This is a genomic window from Haloarcula sp. HT12 (assembly GCF_055271655.1).
This window is the reverse complement of record NZ_JBUXKW010000003.1, coordinates 383,203-401,244: the sequence shown is the minus strand read 5'-3', so window position 1 is coordinate 401,244 and position 18,042 is coordinate 383,203. Positions and strand designations below refer to the sequence as shown.

Genomic DNA, 18,042 nt, shown 5'->3' with positions numbered 1-18,042 from the left:
TATCCTTCAGTTCTCGATGTGGAGCGTCCCCGTCTCATCGACTGCTACCGTGTAGCCACAGTAGCGGAACAGCATCGGTACCTCCCCAGGTGAGGTGTCCGGCACCGCGTCCAGTCGCTCAACGTCAACGGCCAGATCGAGGCTCCCGAGTTGGGCGGGGTGACAGTCCTCAAGCGTCGCGACGACCTCTTTGACGGCGACGTGAACGGGTGTCGATGGGCCGACGGTTTGCTTCATACTGGACCGTTCGAGCCGTACTCTGAAAGACACAAGTGTTTTTCACAGCGGTTCGTCGTGGTAGTGAACCGCGGTATCGCAAGCGGTGAGGGGTCGAAAAACGGGTCGTCGCTACGACTCGCAACTGGAGTCAGCGGTGCCCGGTGCTCACTCGATTGTCGTGTGCTCGGACTCCTCGTTGAGCGCGAGGTTCGTCGCGATTTCGGCGCTCCGGACCGCGAACTCGGCCGTCTGCTGGAGGCTAACGAGCACTTCACGAACTTCCAGCAGCGCCTCGTTGTCCATCTCCGGCAAGTCGTCGAGGATTTCGTGTTCCTTGTCGCCGATGTCCTTGTACAGCTCCCGGACCTGGATCGCGGTGTCGTAGTTACGGTCGACGGCCGCCTGGACCGCCAGCTCGGTGATGTCGTTGACCTGGTCGGTGAACTCGCGGATGCGACGCATCGTCGAACTGTCGACGTTGAGCGAGTGGTCGTCGGTCTCCAGCGCGATCTCGGCGATGTCCTCGGCGTTGTCGGCGGTCAGTTCGAGGTTCTTCGCGATGGAGCGGTAGCCGATGAGCGGGAAGCCGTCGTTGAGGCCGATGGCCCGCGCGAGGTTCGGGTTCTGGTAGGCCGTGAAGATGAGCCGAAGCAGGAGGACGAATATCTTGTTGGCCTGCCGTTCGCGGTTGAGCGCCCGCTGGGCGAGGTCCGGGTTGCCGTGAGCGAGGGATTTCACCGCCTCGTTGCGCATCGTCGAGCCGGTCGATTCCAGCCGTTCGAGGAGGTTGTTCAGCGTGAAGTCCTCCGGGTCGACGGAGCAGCGAATCGCGATCCGATCGGGGGTCTCCTCGATGACGCCGAGGCCCATCAGCTGTGTTTCGGCGTTGTAGACGGCGTTGATGTGGGAGGATTCCAGCGTCTCACCTTCGGGGGCTTCGACGTGGATGACGCGCCGGCCGAGGACGTACTGGGCGACGATAGCCCGCTCGACGGAGTCGGCGTCGAGGTTCTCTGCGTGGATGATCGCCTCCGATTCTTCCGTCTGGACGGACTCGGGCATGACTGTCAGCGTGCCTTTGCCACCCATCCGTAGCGACACCTCGTCGCCCTTTTCGACGTCGTGCGCACTGGCCCATTCCGCCGGCAGCGTCATCGCGAGCGTCGACGGTCCCAGTCGCTGGACTTTCCGGGTTTCCATATGTCCTTCATGGGGCGTGAGATACCTTAATCTTGACTATACATGATAAAATATCGCGCCCGATGTATCATGGCTTGTTGCCGCCAGTTGATCGGAGATCAGACGACTTCCACGAGCCTGCGTTCGTGGCGGCCGACGCGCACCCGCATCCAGCCCCGCAGTTCCTCGTCCAGGTCCGGGTCGCCGGTGTCGACGCGGAGCGTGCCGATGCCGTCCAGCTTCCGCCGCGAAGCGACGACTTCGAGGTCACACTGCCTGATGACGGCCGGCGATAGCTGCTGGTTCCCCCGGCCGAACACGAACCCCTGCCCGCCGATGGGGGAGACGACGATGACGTTCCGGTCGCCGAGTGCGTCGAGGATGTCCGACTCGGCGGCGTCGCGGGCCAGCACCTCCCCGTCGCGCCACACGTCTACACCCAGCGTCGTCCCGTCGAATCCCAGCTGTTCCTTGATAGCGCCGACGGTGCTGCCCGGGCCGAGGACGTACGTGACGCCCGGTTCGACGGCGTCGGCGACGCTCTCGGCCAAGGACTCGACGCTGCCGCCGCCCAACTGCTTGGCCGACTGGCGCTGGTCGGCGACGGGGACCGTCGCGACGGCCCGGAGTTCGGTGACGACTTCGCCGCCCCTGAAGGCATCCTCGTCGATGTCGTTGACCTCCGCCCGCTCCGTCTCCGAGAAGCGGGCGACGATGCGCCCGGCCGCGCGCGGCGACACGCCGAACACGGAGGAGTAGACCTTGACGCCGGCCGGGACGCCCAGAATCGGGATGTCCGCGTCCAGTTCGTCGAGCGTCGTCGCCACGTCGACGGCCGTGCCGTCGCCGCCGACGAACAGGATCGCGTCGACGGTTGCGTCAGCGAACGCCCGGACCGCGTCTCGGGTGTCCTCGCTGGCTGTCTCGTCGGGGTTCGCCGGCGAGCCGACGACAGTTGGGTCGAACCCCGCCTCGCGAGCGATGGATTCGCCCATCGGATCACCGTACGTGCGCAGTTCCACGTCCGCCCCCACCTCGGCGAGCGATTCAAGTGCTGTCCGCGCGCGGTCCGGGGCGCGCTGCTCTGCGCCGCGGCGGCGCGCCTCCGCGACCTTCCCGTCAGTGCCCTTGAGGCCGACGCGGCCGCCCATCCCGGCGATGGGGTTGACCACGACACCGATTCGTCGCATTCGCTTCCTCTTGGCGACCCCGCGGCAAAAGCGACCCGGGAGCGTGCCTTTCAAGCCACCCCGCACAGAACCCTCTGCTATGTCAGTTGTACTCCAGAGCGGCGTTCAGACAGGGATTATCAACGCGTCCGGCGCGGTCATCACGCTCGGCGGCCTGCTCCTGACCTTCCTCTGGCTGAACCACCTCTACCGGTAGTCACTCCGTCGCCGGTGACTCGACGCGCTCGCTGAACCACGCGGCCGCGTCCTCGACCAGTTCCTCCTCCGTCCCCTCGAACCGGACGGTCACGTGGTCGCCCGGATAGCTCCCGACCTTCACCGGGAACTGCTCCTGTACCTCCGCCAGCCGGTCGAGCAGCGCGCTCTCAGGTTCAGCTGCGTCGACAGTGCGAACGTACCGCTGCTCCCCGGTGAACTCCCCCGCGATCTCCTCGAACATCCGCTTCATCTCCGCCGGCACGCCCGGCAGGACGTAGCAGCTCTCGACGACACAGCCGGGCGCGACGCCCTCGTGGTTGGGCAGCACTCGCGACCCCTCCGGCACGTCCCCCGTCCCGTCGGTCAGGTCGTCGCGCGTGTAGCCGCCGTGCTCCTCAAGCCACGCGATTGCGTCCTCGCTCTCGACGACGTCCCGGCCGAACGCCGCGGCGACGGCCTCGATGGTTTTGTCGTCGTGGGTCGGACCCAGGCCGCCGGTGACGATGACGGCGTCGAACTCCGCGTGGGACTCGTTGACCACGCGGGCGATGTCCGCGACCTCGTCGGGGACGACCGTCGTTCGGCCGACAGTGACGCCACGCTCCGCGAGCTGGCGGCCCAGCCACGCAGCGTTCGTGTTGACCGTTTCGCCACTGAGCAGTTCGTCCCCGACGGTGACTACCGCGACGCGCATACCGCCCGGTTGGACTGGGAGACACAAATACTGTCGGTCACGGACGCGGCAGTGTGTATCGTCGGATCGGAGAGAAATGCTCCGTCAGGGATTTGAACCCTAGTCATCACCGTGAGAGGGTGATATGATTGGCCGGACTACACCAACGGAGCGTACACAAATCCGTAGCGTGGAGATACGTATAATCATTGCGTTTCAGCCCCGCCCTGTGTTGGTTTCTCACTCGTCGTCGAACGGCGACCCGGCGGCGTCCGGCTCCTGGCCGGCGAGGCTGATGATGTTCTCGCGGCCGACTCTGAGCTTCGAGATGTCGCCGTCTTCCTCCATATCCGAGAGGAGCATGCTCACCTTCGATTTCGACCAGTCGGTGCTGTCGACGATGTCGACCTGCTTCATCCGACCGCCGTTTTCCTCCAGGAGTTTGCGGACCCGGTCGCTGTCGGTGAGCAGTTCCTCGTCGGGGACGGCCGGTTCCTCGGCCGTGTCGGTGGCCGATGCCGTGTCGCCTGGGCCAGCTGTGGGCGGCTGCTCAGTGTCGCCCGTGGCTGACGCGGTTGAAGCGGGCGGTTCGTCACCGTCGGTTCCCAGCACCCCCGCCAGCGCGCCGGACCGCCACGCCGCCACACCGCCGGCGGCGATGACGATGAGGGCGACAGCGGCCGGGAGCATCCAGGACGGCCCGTCGGTCGCCGCGTCAGATGTGTCACCGCCCGCCGTGGTACCACGCTCTGTCCCGGCGTTTTGCCCGGACTCGCGTGGTTCCAGTTCCACGTAGGGCCGGCGGTCGTTGAACGACTGTTCGCCGTTCCACGTGACGCTCTCGCTGCGTTCGAGCGAGTCGGGGGCGCTCTGTGAATCCGGTGCCGGCCGGACATCGGTGAACGCCAGTCCGGGCCCGCGCTGGAAGACGAACGACTGGCTCGATCCGATGTAAAAGCCGCCGTCGAACACGTCGCTGACCACGACCGAATCGCCCTCGACAGCGGCGAAGTTACGCCAGTGGAACGACATCCGCACCGTCCCAGTGTTCTGTAACGGGTCGACTGTCGCCGACCGGTCGTAATCGGTCGCACTCATGTTCCGGCCGGTGGCGTCCGTCCCGAACTGGGTCAGCGCCTGCGACTGCTCGACGAAATTCTGGTACAGGGGCTGCTCCGACTGCTCGAACTCCCGGGCGAACTCTTCGAACTGCTGTTGTTCGGACTCGTTTTCGAGTGGGGTCCTGTGAACGATCGCCCACTCCGCTGAGCCGTTCTGGTACAGCGTGACCTGGAACGTCGTCCGGTCGAACCTGTCGGGCGTCTGGACGCCGACGCTCTCGTCGGTCGGCTGTGCCACCGCCAGCGGCGCGGCACCGCTACCCAGCAGGAGGACCAGCACGAAACCCGCGACGACCAGGCGTACCATCTGTCGTATATCATCGATGGACCGCATAAAAGCACTGTGAATAGCACCGTTCTACGACAGTATCCGGTCGATGTCCGGCGGTTTTCCGGAACATGGAAATTTCAACTGATCGACCTTTGCTCCCACCAGTGAGTCGTTCGTTCCCGTCCGCCGCCACACCGACGGTCCACGCTGTGACCAGCGTGGTCGAACCCGTCCGACCACCCGATAGTGCCAGTTATTCCCCAGTGGGCAACTGACCATGGGCGGGGCGATTCCTGTTCCTACACCGGTATTTTGGCTTCTACACCGTTATTTCGCAAGAATTTCCGGAGGGTTATTTAGAGAGGAGGGTCCAACGAACGGTAACCTATGGGAATTGCTGAGTTCGCAAGGGACGGTCGCGTGGTGTTGGGTGACCGACCTGGCGCAGTGGTGGTGGCCGCGGTAAGCGGCTTCCTCTTGCTGGACCTGGTCGCAAAGCTTGCTGGGACAACCGTGTTCTTTCTCGGAACCCGGTTGCTAGGAGGCTCGCTCACCGTGGGCTCGTTGCTCTCGATGGTGGTGGACGGACTGCTCGTCGGACTGGCCGTGGGACTCGCCGGAATCGGCCTGTCGATGACATACAGCATCCTGGACTTCGCCAATTTCGCACATGGGGACACGGTGACTGCCGGGGCGTTTCTGGGGTGGGTCGCCGCGTACATCACCGCCGGTCTCGGAACCGGGGCGCCGATTGCCGACCTGTTCATGTTCGACTCGGGCCGGCAGCTGAGCACCGTTTCGGCGTTTTTGCCGGTGCTTCTCGGCCTCGTCGTCGCCGGCGTCGGCTCAATCGCCGTCGTGTTGCTCGTTGATCGGCTCACGTACCGTCCCATGCGTGAGGCGGACAACATCTCCTTGCTGATCGCCTCTATCGGCGTCGCACTCGCGATGCGATATCTCATCGCGTTCGTCTTCGGCACGGAGACGAGCGGGGTCGCAAGCGGCGGCCTCCGGGTGACAGTTCTCTCGACGGTTTCGATCACTGACAACGAAATTACGCTGCTGGTCGTGTCGCTCCTGTTGATGCTCGGCGTCCACCTCCTGCTACAGCGGACCAAACTCGGTAAGGCGATGCGGGCGATGGCCGACAACGAGGACCTCGCTCGCGTGACCGGGATTCCGACCGAGCGCGTGATCCGACTCACCTGGATTCTCGGCGGCAGCCTGGCGGGCATTGGGGGCTACCTACTCGTGCTCGAAAGCGGGACGATATCGTTTAATTTCGGCTGGATTCTGCTCCTGCTCATTTTCGCCGCCGTCATCGTCGGCGGCATCGGCTCGATATACGGGGCGATGGCCGGCGGCGTCCTCATCGGGCTGGTCGACAGCCTGGCGCTCATCTGGCTGCCGTCCGGGCTGACGCGGGCCTCCGCGTTCCTCGTGCTTATCGTCGTCTTGCTGCTTCGCCCGTCCGGTATCTTCGGGGGGGTGTCGACAGCGTGAGCACAGTCGACACCGTCCGGGACCGCCTCGATGCGCTCCCCGACGTCAGCTTGGTCGTTGGCTTCATCGCCGCTATCTGGACAGTCATGCTCGTGCTGGCTATCGCTGTCGGCGGGGCGAACTGGCCGAACCTCGCAGTCGGATTCATCGGCAGCGTGACCGTGCTCATCGGCGGCTACGCCATCCTCGCGCTGGCGCTGAACCTCCAGTGGGGGTACACCGGCCTGTTCAACATCGGCATCGCGGGGTTCATGGCTGTTGGTGCGTACACCACGGCGGTTCTCACCGCGCCGACGGACCCGGCCGCTGGCGCTGTTCCGGGACTCGGCCTCCCGCTGTGGCTCGGCCTCGTCGGGGGCATGGTGATGGCCGCCGTCATCGGCGGGCTCGCGGCGCTGCCAGCGCTCCGACTGAAAGCCGACTACCTCGCTATCGTGACGGTCGCGTTCTCCGAGATTATCCGGCTCATCGTCAACTGGGACGGCCTCGCCGAGGTCTCGCTGTTCGGGGTCCCGGTCGGTACCGGCGGCGCGACCGGCATCTCGTTCAAGTCCGCCAACGACGTCGCGGCTGGGCTCATCAACGGCATCGGGCAGCCCCTCGTGACCGTCGCGGAGGGCGTCGGTGTCTCCGGGCCGAACCTGGCGAACCTCACGTACGGGGTTCTCCTCCTCCTGGTCATGGCCGCGAGTTACTGGGTGCTCGCCCGCATTACCGACTCACCGTTTGGCCGCGTGCTGAAGGCGATCCGTGAGGACGAGACCGTTACCCAGTCGCTTGGCAAAGACACCCGGCTGTTCAAGATCAAGACGTTCATGATCGGGTGCGCGCTGATGGGGCTGGCCGGCGTCCTGTTCCGCGGCCAGGCGGGCTACATCAGCCCACAGCAGTTCAGGCCGACGATTACCTTCTACGTGTTCGCGGCGCTCATCATCGGCGGCTCCGGGTCCAACACCGGGAGCATCATCGGTGCAGCGACGTTCTCGGGCCTGCTGTTCTATCTGCCGGCCCGGCTCGGCGAGAACGTCTCGCTGGGCGGTACCCGCGCCCCCGGCAACGTCGTCGACGCGGTCGCCGCGCTCGGGTCGCTGGACCCGCTCCCGCTGCTCGCGTACACTGTCAGCAACGTCAGCACGCTCCGGTTCGTCCTCATCGGCGTCGTGTTGATCTACATCATACAGAACCAACCAGAGGGACTGCTGGGTCATCGGAACGAGCCGGCGACGAGCGTGTCCTTGGACAGACCACAGTCCGGTGCCGGGGGTGAGAGCGATGAGTGAACCCGACACCGCAAAGCGACAGGAGACGGCCGTCACGAGCGATGCTATCGACTCACCGCTGCTTGAGGTGGATGGCCTCCGCAAGGAGTTCGGCGGCGTCGTCGCGGTCGACGGGGCGACGTTCTCCGTGGCAGAGGGGTCACTGACCGGCCTCATCGGGCCGAACGGGGCCGGCAAGTCGACGACGTTCAACTGTATCACGGGCATTCACGAGCCGACCGGTGGCCGGGTCACCTTCGACGGCCGGGACATCACCGGCCTCGCGCCGTACACGCTCGCAAACCGCGGCCTGGTGCGGACGTTCCAGATCGCCCGCGAACTCTCCGAGATGACCGTCCTGGAGAACGTAATGCTCGCACCGGGCGGACAGGTCGGGGAGTCGGTCGTCCGGTCGGTGACGCCGGGGCTTCGCGGCGACGTCATCAGAGACGAGGAGAAGGTGCGCGACCGCGCGTGGGAGACGCTCGAGTTCTTCGAGATCGACCACCTCGCCCACGAGAACGCCGGCAATCTCTCGGGCGGCCAGCGGAAACTGCTGGAGATGGCCCGGGTCCTGATGACCGACCCCGAAATGATACTGCTGGACGAACCGCTGGCCGGCGTCAATCCGACGCTGGAAGAGAAACTGCTGGAGCGAATCCACGAACTCCGCCGGGAGCAGGGGCTGACGTTCCTGCTCGTCGAACACGACATGGACGTCATCATGAACAACTGCGAACACATCATCGTCATGCACCAGGGGAGCGTCCTCGCCGAGGGGGGCGCCGAGACCATCAAGTCGGACGAGCGGGTACTGGAGGCGTATCTGGGGGGTGACGTATGAGCCAGCGCGCGACGGAGTCCGAGACCGTCTCGCTCCCCGACCCGACCGAGCGCCTCCTCGCCATCCGGAACCTCGATGCCGGCTACGGCGACCTGCAGGTGCTCAGCGACGTTCACATGGACGTTGCCGACGGCGAGTACGTCGTCATCGTCGGCCCGAACGGGGCCGGCAAGTCGACAGTGATGAAGTCCGTCTTCGGCCTGACGACGTACATGGGCGGGGAGGTGGTCTTCGACGGGACCGATATCAGCCAGCGCAGCCCCGACGAGATAATTTACGAGGGCATCAGCTACGTCCCCCAGACCGGCAACGTGTTCGGCTCGCTGAGCGTGCGCGAGAACCTCGAAATGGGGGCGTACATCCTCGACGAGGTCCCTGAGGACCGCATCGAAGACGTGTACGAACGATTCCCGATTCTCCGGGAGCGATCCGACCAGTCCGCCGGGACGCTGTCAGGCGGCCAACAGCAGATGCTCGCAATGGGCCGGGCGCTGATGCTCGACCCGGACCTGCTGTTGCTCGACGAGCCCTCGGCCGGGCTTGCGCCGGACCTCGTCGATGACATGTTCGACCGCATCGACCGCATCAACGACGACGGGACGGCGATCCTGATGGTGGAGCAAAACGCCAAGGAAGCGCTCCGGCGGTGTGACCGCGGCTACGTGCTCGTCCAGGGCCAGAACCGCTACGAGGACGACGGCTCTATCTTGCTCAACGACGAACAGGTGCGACAGGACTTCCTCGGCGGATAAAAACGGTTCTCCGGACGGCCTATTGGTTCATCGCGCTGTTGATCTCAGACGTGTACGAGGACTGCTGTTGCTCGAAGCCGACCTGGTTGACGATAGTCCCGCCTTCCGCCTCGAAGGCGCCGGCGAACGCCTCCTGTAGCGCCTGGCCGTAGCTGTTGTTCACGTACAGCGTCGACGCGGTCTCGGCACCGAGTTCGCCCATCCCGACCTGTGCTAAGACCTGCCCCTGCAGGGCGTCACTCGGCGGGGTACGGAACATGTAATCGTCGTCTTCGAGGTCGGTGATCGTCGGCGACGTGGACGCCGGCGAACAGCCGACGACGCCGTTGTCGATGAGCACGTTGCGTGCGACCTGAATCGACGTTTCGGAGCTGGCCGCCCCGGTAATCGACGGATACCCCGCGCTGACGAGGGAGTTGGCCGCGTCGATGCCCGCCTGCGCCTGGGTCTGCGTGTCGCCGACCTGGTAATCGAACTCGAAGTCGACTTCGCCTTCGAGTTGCAGGGCCGGGAGTATCGCCCCATCGCGGATCGGCCTGCCGAGCGGCCCGAGGTCCCCGGTTTCGGGCATCAGCACACCGAACCGGACGGTCCTGCCGGCGTCGCTTCCGGAACCGCTCGGCTCCGGCTGGGGGATGTCGTCGCCGGCGCTGAAGTCGACGTTGTCGAGCGTTTCGACGCCGCCGTCCTGGAAGCCGAAGACCTGGTACTGCGCGGAGGCCATGTCCCCGTTGCTGTCGAAGTCGACAGCGCTTGAGGCTCCCTCGTACTGGATGTTCTCGCCCGCGGCGGCTGCTTCGACGGCCGCTGGTAACTCCGAGGGGCCGTACGTGTCGCCGCCCGGATTGGCGACGACACGCATGTGGTCCCGGACAGCCTGCCCGTCGTTTTCCCCGGCCATCACGTTCGCGAGGATCTGGACCGCCGTCGCGTCGTAGGCCTGTGAGGTGAACACGCCGGCCTCGTCGTAATCGAACTCGGAGGTGAACAGATCGGTGAACGTATCGACGCCGGGACCGGCCGCCGACGGTGCCGTTCCGCGGACGTTCGACATGTCGTTGCCGACGTTACTGGGCAGCTCCCCGTCCTGCAGGCCGTCGGTGACGAGGATGTCGGCGGCGTCGTCGCCGTAATCGGCGTAGAAGTCCTTGAACAGTTGGACGCCGCTCTGTGGGTAGCCGACGACCATCAGTACGTCCGGCGATTCCGGACCGCTGTCGCCGCCGGAATCGGTCCCCGTTCCGGTCATCCCACCGTCGCCGTCTCCGCCGTCACCGCCGTCACCGCCGTCACCGTCGGTCTGCTCAGTTGAACAGCCTGCCAACCCACCCAGCAGACCGACAGTACTTACCGCCCCAGTGCGCTTCAGGAACGTTCGTCGACTGGTATCGCGACTCATAACAGTTACCACTGATTCGCTTCTTATAAAACTATATCCTCCCGTAACGCTGTTGTCCCGCAGTCTGATACGGTCACAGCGATTATTTTTTGTAGGCGTTCGTAGAGATTAACGGCGGAATAGACGCTATCGACCCAGCTGTCGCTCGGATTCGCAGCACATCCGCGAAAAAACGTCGAGTGTTGCCCCTTATTCGACGCGACCGACGACCTTCTCGTACTCTTCGGCGGCCTTGTCCCAATCAACGACCTCGAAGAAGGCGTCGATGAAGTCACCGCGGGCGGGGCCGTAGTCGTAGTAGTAGGAGTGCTCCCAGACGTCGAGCGCGAGGACGGGGTGGGAGCCCCAGAGCGCGCCCTGGTCGTGCTTGTCGACCGGCACGTTGCGAAGTTGCTTGGCAACGGGGTCGTACACGAGCAGCGCCCAGCCGCCGGCGGCTTTCGCGGCGGCTTCGAACTCGCCCTTCCAGCCCTCGTAGGACCCGAAGTCCTCCTCGATGCGGGCGCGGAGGTCGCCCTCCGGCTCGCCGCCGCCGTTGGGGTCCATGTTCTCCCAGAACAGCGTGTGGAGATAGTGGCCACAGCCGTTGTGGGTGACGTTGCCCATCGCGGCTGCGCTCGAACCGAAGTCACCGGATTCGCGGTTCTCGGCGAGCGTCTCCTCGGCCGATTCGAGACCGTTTACGTACCCCTGATGGTGGGTATCGTGGTGCCAGGTGAGCACCTGCTCGGAGATGTGTGGCTCCAGTGCGTCGTAGTCGTACGGGAGCGGTGGCAGCTCGGGATTGGAATGTTCGGGCATATGAAAACGCCTCCATCAGTATCTGTCGCGCGGCTGCCTGTTAAACGTTTAGGAGCCATTCGTTACCACCTGACACGGACAGAGGGACGGGGCCGTCACTACCCGCTGGTATAACCCCACGTAGCGGCTCGATATCTGGTGTAACTGTCTGGGAGAGTACAACGCAGCAGAATGTTGCCGCCCTACTCGTCGCCCCTGGCTCGCTCGAACATCGCCAGGGCCTGCTCGCGGCGCTCGCTGTGGTCGACGACCGGGTCCGGATACTCCGGCGCGGCGTTGCGCCGCTGGGTGAGCGAGCAATCGTTCCACTCGTGGATGATTTCGGGGTCGGTGTCCCGTAGCTCCGGGACGTATTCCTTGATATACTCGGCGTCGGGGTCGTAGTCCTCGCCCTGTGTCATCGGATTGAAGATGCGGAAATACGGCTGGGCGTCGGTCCCCGTCGAGGCCGCCCACTGCCAGCCGCCGTTATCGTTTGCTGTGTCGTGGTCGACCAGTTTCTCTCGGAACCAGTCGTAGCCGTAGCGCCAGTCGATGAGCAGGTCCTTCGTGAGGAAGGAGGCGACGATCATCCGGACGCGGTTGTGCATGTACGCCTCTTCCCGAAGCTGTCGCATTCCGGCGTCGACGATTGGATAGCCCGTCTCGCCGTCTTTCCAGGCCTGCAACAGCTCCTCGTCGTTCTCCCACTCGATGGGGTTCTCGTAGGACTTGTAGTTCGAGCTGACGACGTGCGGATGGGCGAACAGCACCTGCGTGTAGAACTCCCGCCAGGCCAGCTGGGACTGGAACTCCCGCACGGACTCGCGGCGGTCGCCGCCGGTTCCTTCTTTGGCGTCCTCGGTGCGGTCGTACACCTTCCGGATGCCGATGGTCCCGAACTTCAGGTGGGGCGAGAGCCGTGAGGTGCATTCGTCGGCCGGGAAGTCCCGGCGCTCATCGTACTCGTAGACGTTCTCTGCGAGGAACTCATCGAGCAGCGCGCGCGCTTCGTCTGTCCCCGCTGCCGGGACGTCCGATTCCGGCTCCGCGAAGCCGAGGTCGGCCAGCGTCGGGAGCGGGTCGCCGTCGACGTCCGCCAGTTCGTCTGCCGACGGGGCCTCGTAGGGCTGGGCTTTCTCGCGGTCGTGCCACTTCCGGCCGAAGTAGGTGAAGACGCTGTAGGGGTCGCCGTCGTTCGTCGTAATCTCGCCGGGTTCGTGCAACACGGCGTTCTGGACGGCCTCACGGGCCACGTCCGCGTCGTCGAGTGCTTGCCGGACGGCGGCGTCACGTTCGCGTGCGAGCCCCGAGTAGTCTTTCCCCCAGGTGACTTTCTCCGCGCCGTACTCGGCTGCCAGGTCCGGCAGGACGGCCGTGGGATCGCCTTCGGCGATGACGAGGTCACTGCCACTGTCGCGGTACCACTCGCGCAGACTGTCGAGTGCGTCCAGCATGAACGCGACGCGCGGCGGGCCGGCGTGGTCGAGAACGGCCCTGTCGAAGACGAACACCGGGACGACGGGATCGGACGGAGTCGCCGCGGCGAGGCCGGCGTTGTCCGCCGCCCGGAGGTCACGGCGATGCCAGTGCAGGCGCATACGTGATACACGTACCAGCCCGGGCAAAAGGTACTGCCCAACGATGTTGGTCTGGCAGACGGTGACGGACACCACTGTTATTTTCCCGGCGGGTGAGGGCACACGCATGGAAGACGCGACTGTGACGGTGTCGATCGAGGGAGCGGTGGCCACAGTGACGCTCAACCGACCGGAAGCGCGGAACGCCCTGTCAAAGGCGACCGCCGAAGCACTCATCGACCGGTTCGAGTCGGTGGCCGACAGCGACGCACGGTGTGTCGTGCTGGAGGGTGCCGGCCCCGCCTTCTGTGCCGGCGGCGACATCGACGCGATGCTGGAAGGGGTCACCGACGACCAGCCGCCGGCGGAGCGGGTCGAACTGGTGGTCTCGGCACTCCACGAGGCCATCCGGACCGTCCACAGCTGTCCACTTCCGGTCGTGGCGAAGATCGACGGCCCCGCCTTCGGCGCTGGAGCCGGGCTCGCGCTGGCGTGTGATATACAGGTGGCAAGCACCGACGGCCAGATCGGCTTTGGCTTCCGCCGGGTCGGTCTGGCGAGCGACTCCGGCGTCTCCTACTTCCTCCCGCGAATCGTCGGCCCGAACAAGGCCAAGGAACTCCTCTTCACGGGCGACCTGCTGGATGCCGAGACAGCCCACGAACTCGGGCTGTTCACGCAGGTGTTCGACGGGGAAACCTTCGAGTCGGAGGCGTCGGCGCTCGTCGACGATATCGCCTCGGGACCGACGGTTGCGCTCGGCCACGCCAAGCGACTGGTCAACCGGAGTCTGGACAGTTCACTGGAACAGGCGCTCGAAAACGAGGCCACCGCCCAGGGTGTCGCCTTCACCACTGACGACCACGAAGAGGGCGCAACCGCGTTCGTCGAGAAGCGCGACCCGTCGTTCCAGGGCCAGTAACGTGAGTACGGCGACCGACAGCAGCCCTCTACGGCGACGGACAGCAATACTGATTCAGACTGTCCGGAACGCGGTCATTCACAGCGTCTCGAAGTGCTGGACTGACCCGACGCTGTTCACCGAAATCGACGGCGAGCAGTCGCAGCCACGGGGGAGAATGGAAATAAAGACGAGAGAAGACGCTCGATAGGGTCGTGCCTACAGTTTCCGCTCGGCGTCCTCGGCCAGTTCCTTCATCCGCTTGCTGACCCGGCCGGCATCCGAGAACTCGTCTTCGCTCATCGCCGTCGCGAGCGAGTTGCCGAGCACGAACACGGCGTGTTTGTGCTCGCTCTTCGATTTGTGGACGTCCGACGGCCGCACGTCGAGTTCCTGGTAGGCGTCAAACAGGTCCGGATCGACCGAGTCCATGTCGTCGCGGAAGTACTCCATAATCGTCACCATCTGCTCGTGTAGTTCGAGAAGCTCGTCTTTGTGCATGGCTACAGTATGCGGTGGCACGTCCATAAGAATTGCTTGAGAAGGGATACCAGACTCTCACGCCTGTATTTTCAGAAGACGTACTCGTCGTCGTGACCCATCATGCCGTCTTCTTCGAACCCTGGCTCCTCGTCTTCGTCCTGTGGTCCGGAGGTTTTGTACGCCTTGAGCCCGGTCGATAGGAGGTCCTCGATGGCTTCCTCGCGGTTGAGGAACTCGCCTTTCTCGACGAGCTGCGCGATCTGCATCTCCAGGTGTTCCGGGATATTGATCTCTACCTTGGGCATCGCTTCATAGGGGGCTTCGACTATGCCCTATTTAAAACTGACGGGGGTGTGTTCGCAGATTACAGAATTACAATTGTAGAACGGTTAGACGATGTTTGTGAACAAAGAGATTAATTTCCCCGAAGCCGAATAATCCACCGTCACCGCGCCTGGCGGGCCAGATCTGGGGGAAATCAGCGAAGGCGCGGCGACAGCCCGCTCCAGCCCCGGGATGCATAATCGAGTGTATAGTTAGGCTCAAAGGTGCGCAATCCTAAGGCATGGCTGATGGAACCACTGCGTGGTGACGAGACGACGGTTGGTGAGACAACGGTCGTCGCACGCGGGTGTCGCCTCGACGACGCACCGGTTCGGGCGGTGCTCGAAACGGACGCTCGCCCCCGGTTCTTCTGGGCGGCCGGTACCGAGTCAATCGCGGCCCGCGGGAGCGCGGCGACTGTGACTGCCGACGGGCAGTCGCGGTTCGACGACGTGCGGACAGCGGTCGAAGCGCTGTTCGAGGACTGCTCAGTCCCCGACAGCCTCCCGAGCATCGCGCGGCCGCGAGCGTTCGGCGGGTTCGCCTTCCACAGCGGAACGCACGACGGTGACGACTCCCCGTGGGACGGGTTTCCCGGCGCGGCGTTTTTCCTCCCCGAGATACAGGTGACTGCGAGGGACGACGACGCCTGGCTCACGACCGTTGCGACGGGGCCCGAGGCCACGACGGAGGCGGAGACGCTGCTTGAGGAGTGGCGCGACCGACTGACAACAGCCCCAGAGAGCGAGCCGGGCACCCCACCGGGAATCTCTCACCGGGAACGGACGCCGACACAGGCCGGCTGGCGCGACCAGGTGTCGGCCGCTATTGCAAGCGTCGAGCGGGGCGACCTCCAGAAGGTCGTGCTCGCACAGAGCCTCAGGGCTGCGTTGGCGGCCGACCTGTCAGTTCCGGACGTGATGGCGCGGCTCTCCCGGACGTACCCGGACTGTTACCGGTTCATGCTGTCGCCGGAGGCAGACGAGGGGACGTTCTTCGGAGCCACGCCGGAGCGGCTGGTCTCTGTCCGCGGGCGAACCGTCCGGACGGAGGCCCTGGCCGGTTCGACGGGTCGGGGCGACACGCCCGCCGAGGACGAGTGGCTCGCCGCCGAACTCCTCGACAGCGAGAAGGACCGCCACGAGCAGAAGCTCGTCGCCGACGCGATACGGGACCAGCTGGAGCCCTTCGCTTCGACGGTCCGCATCGGCGAGCGGACCGTCCGCCGGCTCGCCACGGTCCAACACCTTCGCACGTCGATCACGGCCGAACTCGACGACGACGAGCACGTCCTCTCGCTGGTCGAGGCGCTGCACCCGACGCCGGCCGTCGGCGGGCTGCCACCGGACGCAGCGTTGCGGACCATCCGCGAGACGGAGGCGTTCGACCGCGGCTGGTACGCTGCACCCATCGGCTGGGTCGACGCCGCCGGCAACGGGACCTTCGCCGTCGGCATCCGCTCGGCCGTCGCCACGGAGCGCGAGGCGACCCTCTTTGCGGGCGCGGGCATCGTCGCGGACAGCGACCCCGACCGCGAGTGGGACGAGGTCCAGCTCAAATACCGACCGATACTGGACGAACTGGAATGACCGCCCCGAACGTCAACACGCTGTGGGCGGAGACGCTCGTGGCCGAACTCGCCGCTGGCGGGGTCGACGCGGTCTGTCTCTCCCCCGGCAGTCGCTCGACGCCGCTGACGGTCGCGTTCGCCGAGCACCCCGACATCGACGTGTTCTCCCACCTCGACGAGCGGTCGGCGGCCTTCTTCGCGCTGGGTCGTGCCCGCCGGACCGGCCAGCCGACGCCGCTGGTCTGTACCTCCGGCACCGCCGCGGCGAACTACCACCCGGCGGTCATCGAAGCCAATCAGTCGGGCGTCCCGCTGCTCCTGCTGACGGCGGACCGTCCGCCGGAACTCATAGATAGCGGGGCGAACCAGACCGTCGACCAGGAGAAACTGTACGGCGACGCCGTCCGCTGGTACCGGGACATGCCCGAGCCGGAGGCGGAGCCACGGAAAATGCGGATGCTGCGGACGACGGCGGCCCGGGCACTCGCGAAGAGTACCGGAAGCAATCCCGGCCCGGTCCACCTGAACTGTCGGTTCCGGAAGCCGCTGGAACCGACGCCGACGCCCGACGACGGCCCGGCGGGCGTGCCTGCCGACTGGGCGGGCGGCGACGACGCGGCCGCAACCGGTCGCGACGGCCCGTTCGTCACGACGAGCGAGGGCGTCGCTGTGCCGGACGAGAGGACGGTTCGACGGGTTCGGGACGGAATCCGGTCCGCACAGCGGGGTCTCATCGTCGCTGGCCCGGCCGACCAGGGACTCAGTGCTGACTCCCTGGCACGGCTGGCGTCGGCCACCGGCTTCCCGGTCCTTGCGGACCCGCTGTCGGACCTGCGGTTTGGCCCGCACGTCGACCGCCTCGACGTACCGGTGTGTGGCGGCTACGACGGCTATCTCGGAAGCAGCGGCGTCGAGCAGTGGGAAGACCCCGACGTTGTCCTGCGCTTCGGCGCGTCGCCGACCTCGAAGCCGCTGCGTCACTACCTCCGGGACGCCGACTGTCGGCAGTTCGTCGTCGACCCGACTGGCGGCTGGTCGGAGGCGGAGTTCACGGCGACGGACCTGCTCGTGGCCGATCCCGACGCGACCGCGGACGTGCTCGCGGCGGAGAGTCTTGACTGCGCCACGGAGACATGGTGCGAGCAGTTCGTCGCGGCAGAACAGGCACACTGGGACGCCGTTGCGGACACCGCCGTAGAGACCTACTGGGAGGGGGGCGTCCTCGCGGACGTCACGGCGCTGGCCCCTGACCCGGCCACGCTGTTCGTCTCGAACAGCATGCCGATACGGGACATGGACCGGTTCGGCCGGCCCCGCGACGCCGATCTGACCGTGCTGGGCAACCGCGGAGCCAGCGGTATCGACGGCATCACTTCGACGGCACTGGGAGCCGGCAGCGCGACGTCGGACCCGCTCGTGCTCGTCACCGGCGACCTGGCGTACTACCACGACATGAACGGCCTGCTCGCGCTCGGCCGCTGTGCCGTGGACGCGACGGTCGTCCTCGTAAACAACGACGGCGGCGGCATCTTCCACATGCTCCCCATCGAGGACCACCCCACGTTCGAGGACCAGTTCCGGACGCCACACGGCCTCGATTTCGAACCCACGGAGGCGCTGTATTCGCTGGAGTTCGAGCGAGCGACCGACCGCCGGCAGTTCCGCGAGCGGTTCGGTGCGTCGGTCGAATCCGACGGCACACAGGTCATCGAGGTCCAGTTCGACGCGGGCGACAGCCATGCGGTCAGAGACCGACTCGCCGAACAGGTCGCCGAAACCCTCGCTGGCGACTGACC

17 protein-coding genes and 1 tRNA gene are annotated in these 18,042 nt (G+C 65.5%); 7 read left to right on the top strand and 11 right to left on the bottom strand.

Going from position 1 to position 18,042, the window contains the following annotated elements; all coding sequences use genetic code 11:
* Window positions 1-6: 6 nt before the first annotated feature.
* The 6 genes from ACY9XZ_RS11660 to ACY9XZ_RS11635 all read right to left on the bottom strand — a co-directional run bounded on the left by ACY9XZ_RS11660 (window position 7) and on the right by ACY9XZ_RS11635 (window position 4,914).
* The gene (locus ACY9XZ_RS11660; protein ID WP_463457197.1) at window positions 7-237 is read right to left on the bottom strand and encodes a HalOD1 output domain-containing protein; all 231 of its coding nucleotides are present in this window, start codon (window positions 235-237) and stop codon (window positions 7-9) included.
* Window positions 238-384: 147 nt separating this feature from the next.
* Window positions 385-1,419: a PhoU domain-containing protein gene (locus ACY9XZ_RS11655; RefSeq protein ID WP_463457196.1), complete on the bottom strand. Its 1,035-nt coding sequence runs from the start codon at window positions 1,417-1,419 to the stop codon at window positions 385-387.
* 98 nt (window positions 1,420-1,517) lie between these two features.
* Window positions 1,518-2,588 carry an ATP-NAD kinase family protein gene (locus ACY9XZ_RS11650; RefSeq protein ID WP_463457195.1) on the bottom strand — a complete coding sequence of 357 codons (1,071 nt, stop codon included), beginning with the start codon at window positions 2,586-2,588 and terminating at the stop codon, window positions 1,518-1,520.
* 196 nt (window positions 2,589-2,784) lie between these two features.
* Window positions 2,785-3,480 (bottom strand): competence/damage-inducible protein A, encoded by a 696-nt coding sequence (locus tag ACY9XZ_RS11645; RefSeq protein WP_463457194.1) that lies wholly within the window; start codon window positions 3,478-3,480, stop codon window positions 2,785-2,787.
* Window positions 3,481-3,557: 77 nt separating this feature from the next.
* Window positions 3,558-3,632: transfer RNA gene (locus ACY9XZ_RS11640), tRNA-Glu, on the bottom strand.
* A 67-nt stretch (window positions 3,633-3,699) separates the two neighbouring features.
* Entirely contained in the window at window positions 3,700-4,914 is a 1,215-nt protein-coding gene (locus ACY9XZ_RS11635) for a helix-turn-helix transcriptional regulator (RefSeq protein WP_463457193.1), read from the bottom strand.
* Window positions 4,915-5,238: 324 nt separating this feature from the next.
* Here ACY9XZ_RS11635 and ACY9XZ_RS11630 point away from each other — a divergent pair, with 324 nt between their 5' ends.
* From ACY9XZ_RS11630 to ACY9XZ_RS11615, 4 genes are read left to right on the top strand one after another with little or no spacing between them, the layout of a single operon-like run.
* A complete protein-coding gene (locus tag ACY9XZ_RS11630) occupies window positions 5,239-6,354 on the top strand; it encodes a branched-chain amino acid ABC transporter permease (RefSeq protein ID WP_463457192.1) in 1,116 nt (371 codons plus the stop codon).
* Window positions 6,351-7,634: a branched-chain amino acid ABC transporter permease gene (locus ACY9XZ_RS11625; protein ID WP_463457191.1), complete on the top strand. Its 1,284-nt coding sequence runs from the start codon at window positions 6,351-6,353 to the stop codon at window positions 7,632-7,634. Before ACY9XZ_RS11630 ends, ACY9XZ_RS11625 begins: the two co-directional genes overlap by 4 nt.
* Window positions 7,627-8,457, top strand: coding sequence for an ABC transporter ATP-binding protein (locus ACY9XZ_RS11620; RefSeq protein WP_463457190.1), 831 nt, complete (start codon window positions 7,627-7,629; stop codon window positions 8,455-8,457). Before ACY9XZ_RS11625 ends, ACY9XZ_RS11620 begins: the two co-directional genes overlap by 8 nt.
* Entirely contained in the window at window positions 8,454-9,209 is a 756-nt protein-coding gene (locus tag ACY9XZ_RS11615) for an ABC transporter ATP-binding protein (protein ID WP_463457189.1), read from the top strand. Before ACY9XZ_RS11620 ends, ACY9XZ_RS11615 begins: the two co-directional genes overlap by 4 nt.
* A 19-nt stretch (window positions 9,210-9,228) precedes the next feature.
* Here the strand turns inward: ACY9XZ_RS11615 and ACY9XZ_RS11610 are convergent, their stop codons facing one another.
* The 3 genes from ACY9XZ_RS11610 to ACY9XZ_RS11600 all read right to left on the bottom strand — a co-directional run bounded on the left by ACY9XZ_RS11610 (window position 9,229) and on the right by ACY9XZ_RS11600 (window position 12,989).
* On the bottom strand, window positions 9,229-10,608 hold the full coding sequence (locus ACY9XZ_RS11610; protein ID WP_463457188.1) for an ABC transporter substrate-binding protein: 1,380 nt from the start codon (window positions 10,606-10,608) through the stop codon (window positions 9,229-9,231).
* A 189-nt stretch (window positions 10,609-10,797) separates the two neighbouring features.
* On the bottom strand, window positions 10,798-11,409 hold the full coding sequence (gene sod / locus ACY9XZ_RS11605; protein WP_463457187.1) for a superoxide dismutase: 612 nt from the start codon (window positions 11,407-11,409) through the stop codon (window positions 10,798-10,800).
* Window positions 11,410-11,591: 182 nt separating this feature from the next.
* Window positions 11,592-12,989, bottom strand: coding sequence for a cryptochrome/photolyase family protein (locus tag ACY9XZ_RS11600; RefSeq protein ID WP_463457186.1), 1,398 nt, complete (start codon window positions 12,987-12,989; stop codon window positions 11,592-11,594).
* A 43-nt stretch (window positions 12,990-13,032) separates the two neighbouring features.
* Between ACY9XZ_RS11600 and ACY9XZ_RS11595 the strand changes: the two genes are divergently transcribed.
* Window positions 13,033-13,890 carry an enoyl-CoA hydratase/isomerase family protein gene (locus ACY9XZ_RS11595; RefSeq protein WP_463457185.1) on the top strand — a complete coding sequence of 286 codons (858 nt, stop codon included), beginning with the start codon at window positions 13,033-13,035 and terminating at the stop codon, window positions 13,888-13,890.
* 198 nt (window positions 13,891-14,088) lie between these two features.
* Here the strand turns inward: ACY9XZ_RS11595 and ACY9XZ_RS11590 are convergent, their stop codons facing one another.
* On the bottom strand, window positions 14,089-14,370 hold the full coding sequence (locus ACY9XZ_RS11590) for a UPF0058 family protein (protein WP_004517945.1): 282 nt from the start codon (window positions 14,368-14,370) through the stop codon (window positions 14,089-14,091).
* Between the two features lie 71 nt (window positions 14,371-14,441).
* Window positions 14,442-14,657, bottom strand: coding sequence for a ribbon-helix-helix domain-containing protein (locus ACY9XZ_RS11585; RefSeq protein ID WP_004517946.1), 216 nt, complete (start codon window positions 14,655-14,657; stop codon window positions 14,442-14,444).
* A gap of 267 nt (window positions 14,658-14,924) precedes the next feature.
* Between ACY9XZ_RS11585 and ACY9XZ_RS11580 the strand changes: the two genes are divergently transcribed.
* Both ACY9XZ_RS11580 and menD read left to right on the top strand, forming a co-directional pair.
* Complete coding sequence (locus ACY9XZ_RS11580; protein WP_463457184.1) at window positions 14,925-16,265, top strand: isochorismate synthase; 1,341 nt, start codon at window positions 14,925-14,927, stop codon at window positions 16,263-16,265.
* Window positions 16,262-18,040, top strand: a complete 1,779-nt coding sequence (gene menD / locus ACY9XZ_RS11575; RefSeq protein ID WP_463457183.1) for a 2-succinyl-5-enolpyruvyl-6-hydroxy-3-cyclohexene-1-carboxylic-acid synthase — start codon at window positions 16,262-16,264, stop codon at window positions 18,038-18,040. The genes ACY9XZ_RS11580 and menD overlap by 4 nt, the downstream gene beginning before the upstream one ends.
* Window positions 18,041-18,042 lie beyond the last annotated feature (2 nt).

Coding starts and splice junctions, on each gene's coding strand:
- ACY9XZ_RS11660 (WP_463457197.1), bottom strand. CDS start 237: ATGAAGCAAACCGTCGGCCCATCGACACCCGTTCACGTCGCCGTCAAA.
- ACY9XZ_RS11655 (WP_463457196.1), bottom strand. CDS start 1,419: ATGGAAACCCGGAAAGTCCAGCGACTGGGACCGTCGACGCTCGCGATG.
- ACY9XZ_RS11650 (WP_463457195.1), bottom strand. CDS start 2,588: ATGCGACGAATCGGTGTCGTGGTCAACCCCATCGCCGGGATGGGCGGC.
- ACY9XZ_RS11645 (WP_463457194.1), bottom strand. CDS start 3,480: ATGCGCGTCGCGGTAGTCACCGTCGGGGACGAACTGCTCAGTGGCGAA.
- ACY9XZ_RS11635 (WP_463457193.1), bottom strand. CDS start 4,914: ATGCGGTCCATCGATGATATACGACAGATGGTACGCCTGGTCGTCGCG.
- ACY9XZ_RS11630 (WP_463457192.1), top strand. CDS start 5,239: ATGGGAATTGCTGAGTTCGCAAGGGACGGTCGCGTGGTGTTGGGTGAC.
- ACY9XZ_RS11620 (WP_463457190.1), top strand. CDS start 7,627: ATGAGTGAACCCGACACCGCAAAGCGACAGGAGACGGCCGTCACGAGC.
- ACY9XZ_RS11615 (WP_463457189.1), top strand. CDS start 8,454: ATGAGCCAGCGCGCGACGGAGTCCGAGACCGTCTCGCTCCCCGACCCG.
- ACY9XZ_RS11610 (WP_463457188.1), bottom strand. CDS start 10,608: ATGAGTCGCGATACCAGTCGACGAACGTTCCTGAAGCGCACTGGGGCG.
- sod (WP_463457187.1), bottom strand. CDS start 11,409: ATGCCCGAACATTCCAATCCCGAGCTGCCACCGCTCCCGTACGACTAC.
- ACY9XZ_RS11600 (WP_463457186.1), bottom strand. CDS start 12,989: ATGCGCCTGCACTGGCATCGCCGTGACCTCCGGGCGGCGGACAACGCC.
- ACY9XZ_RS11595 (WP_463457185.1), top strand. CDS start 13,033: ATGTTGGTCTGGCAGACGGTGACGGACACCACTGTTATTTTCCCGGCG.
- ACY9XZ_RS11590 (WP_004517945.1), bottom strand. CDS start 14,370: ATGCACAAAGACGAGCTTCTCGAACTACACGAGCAGATGGTGACGATT.
- ACY9XZ_RS11585 (WP_004517946.1), bottom strand. CDS start 14,657: ATGCCCAAGGTAGAGATCAATATCCCGGAACACCTGGAGATGCAGATC.
- ACY9XZ_RS11580 (WP_463457184.1), top strand. CDS start 14,925: ATGGAACCACTGCGTGGTGACGAGACGACGGTTGGTGAGACAACGGTC.
- menD (WP_463457183.1), top strand. CDS start 16,262: ATGACCGCCCCGAACGTCAACACGCTGTGGGCGGAGACGCTCGTGGCC.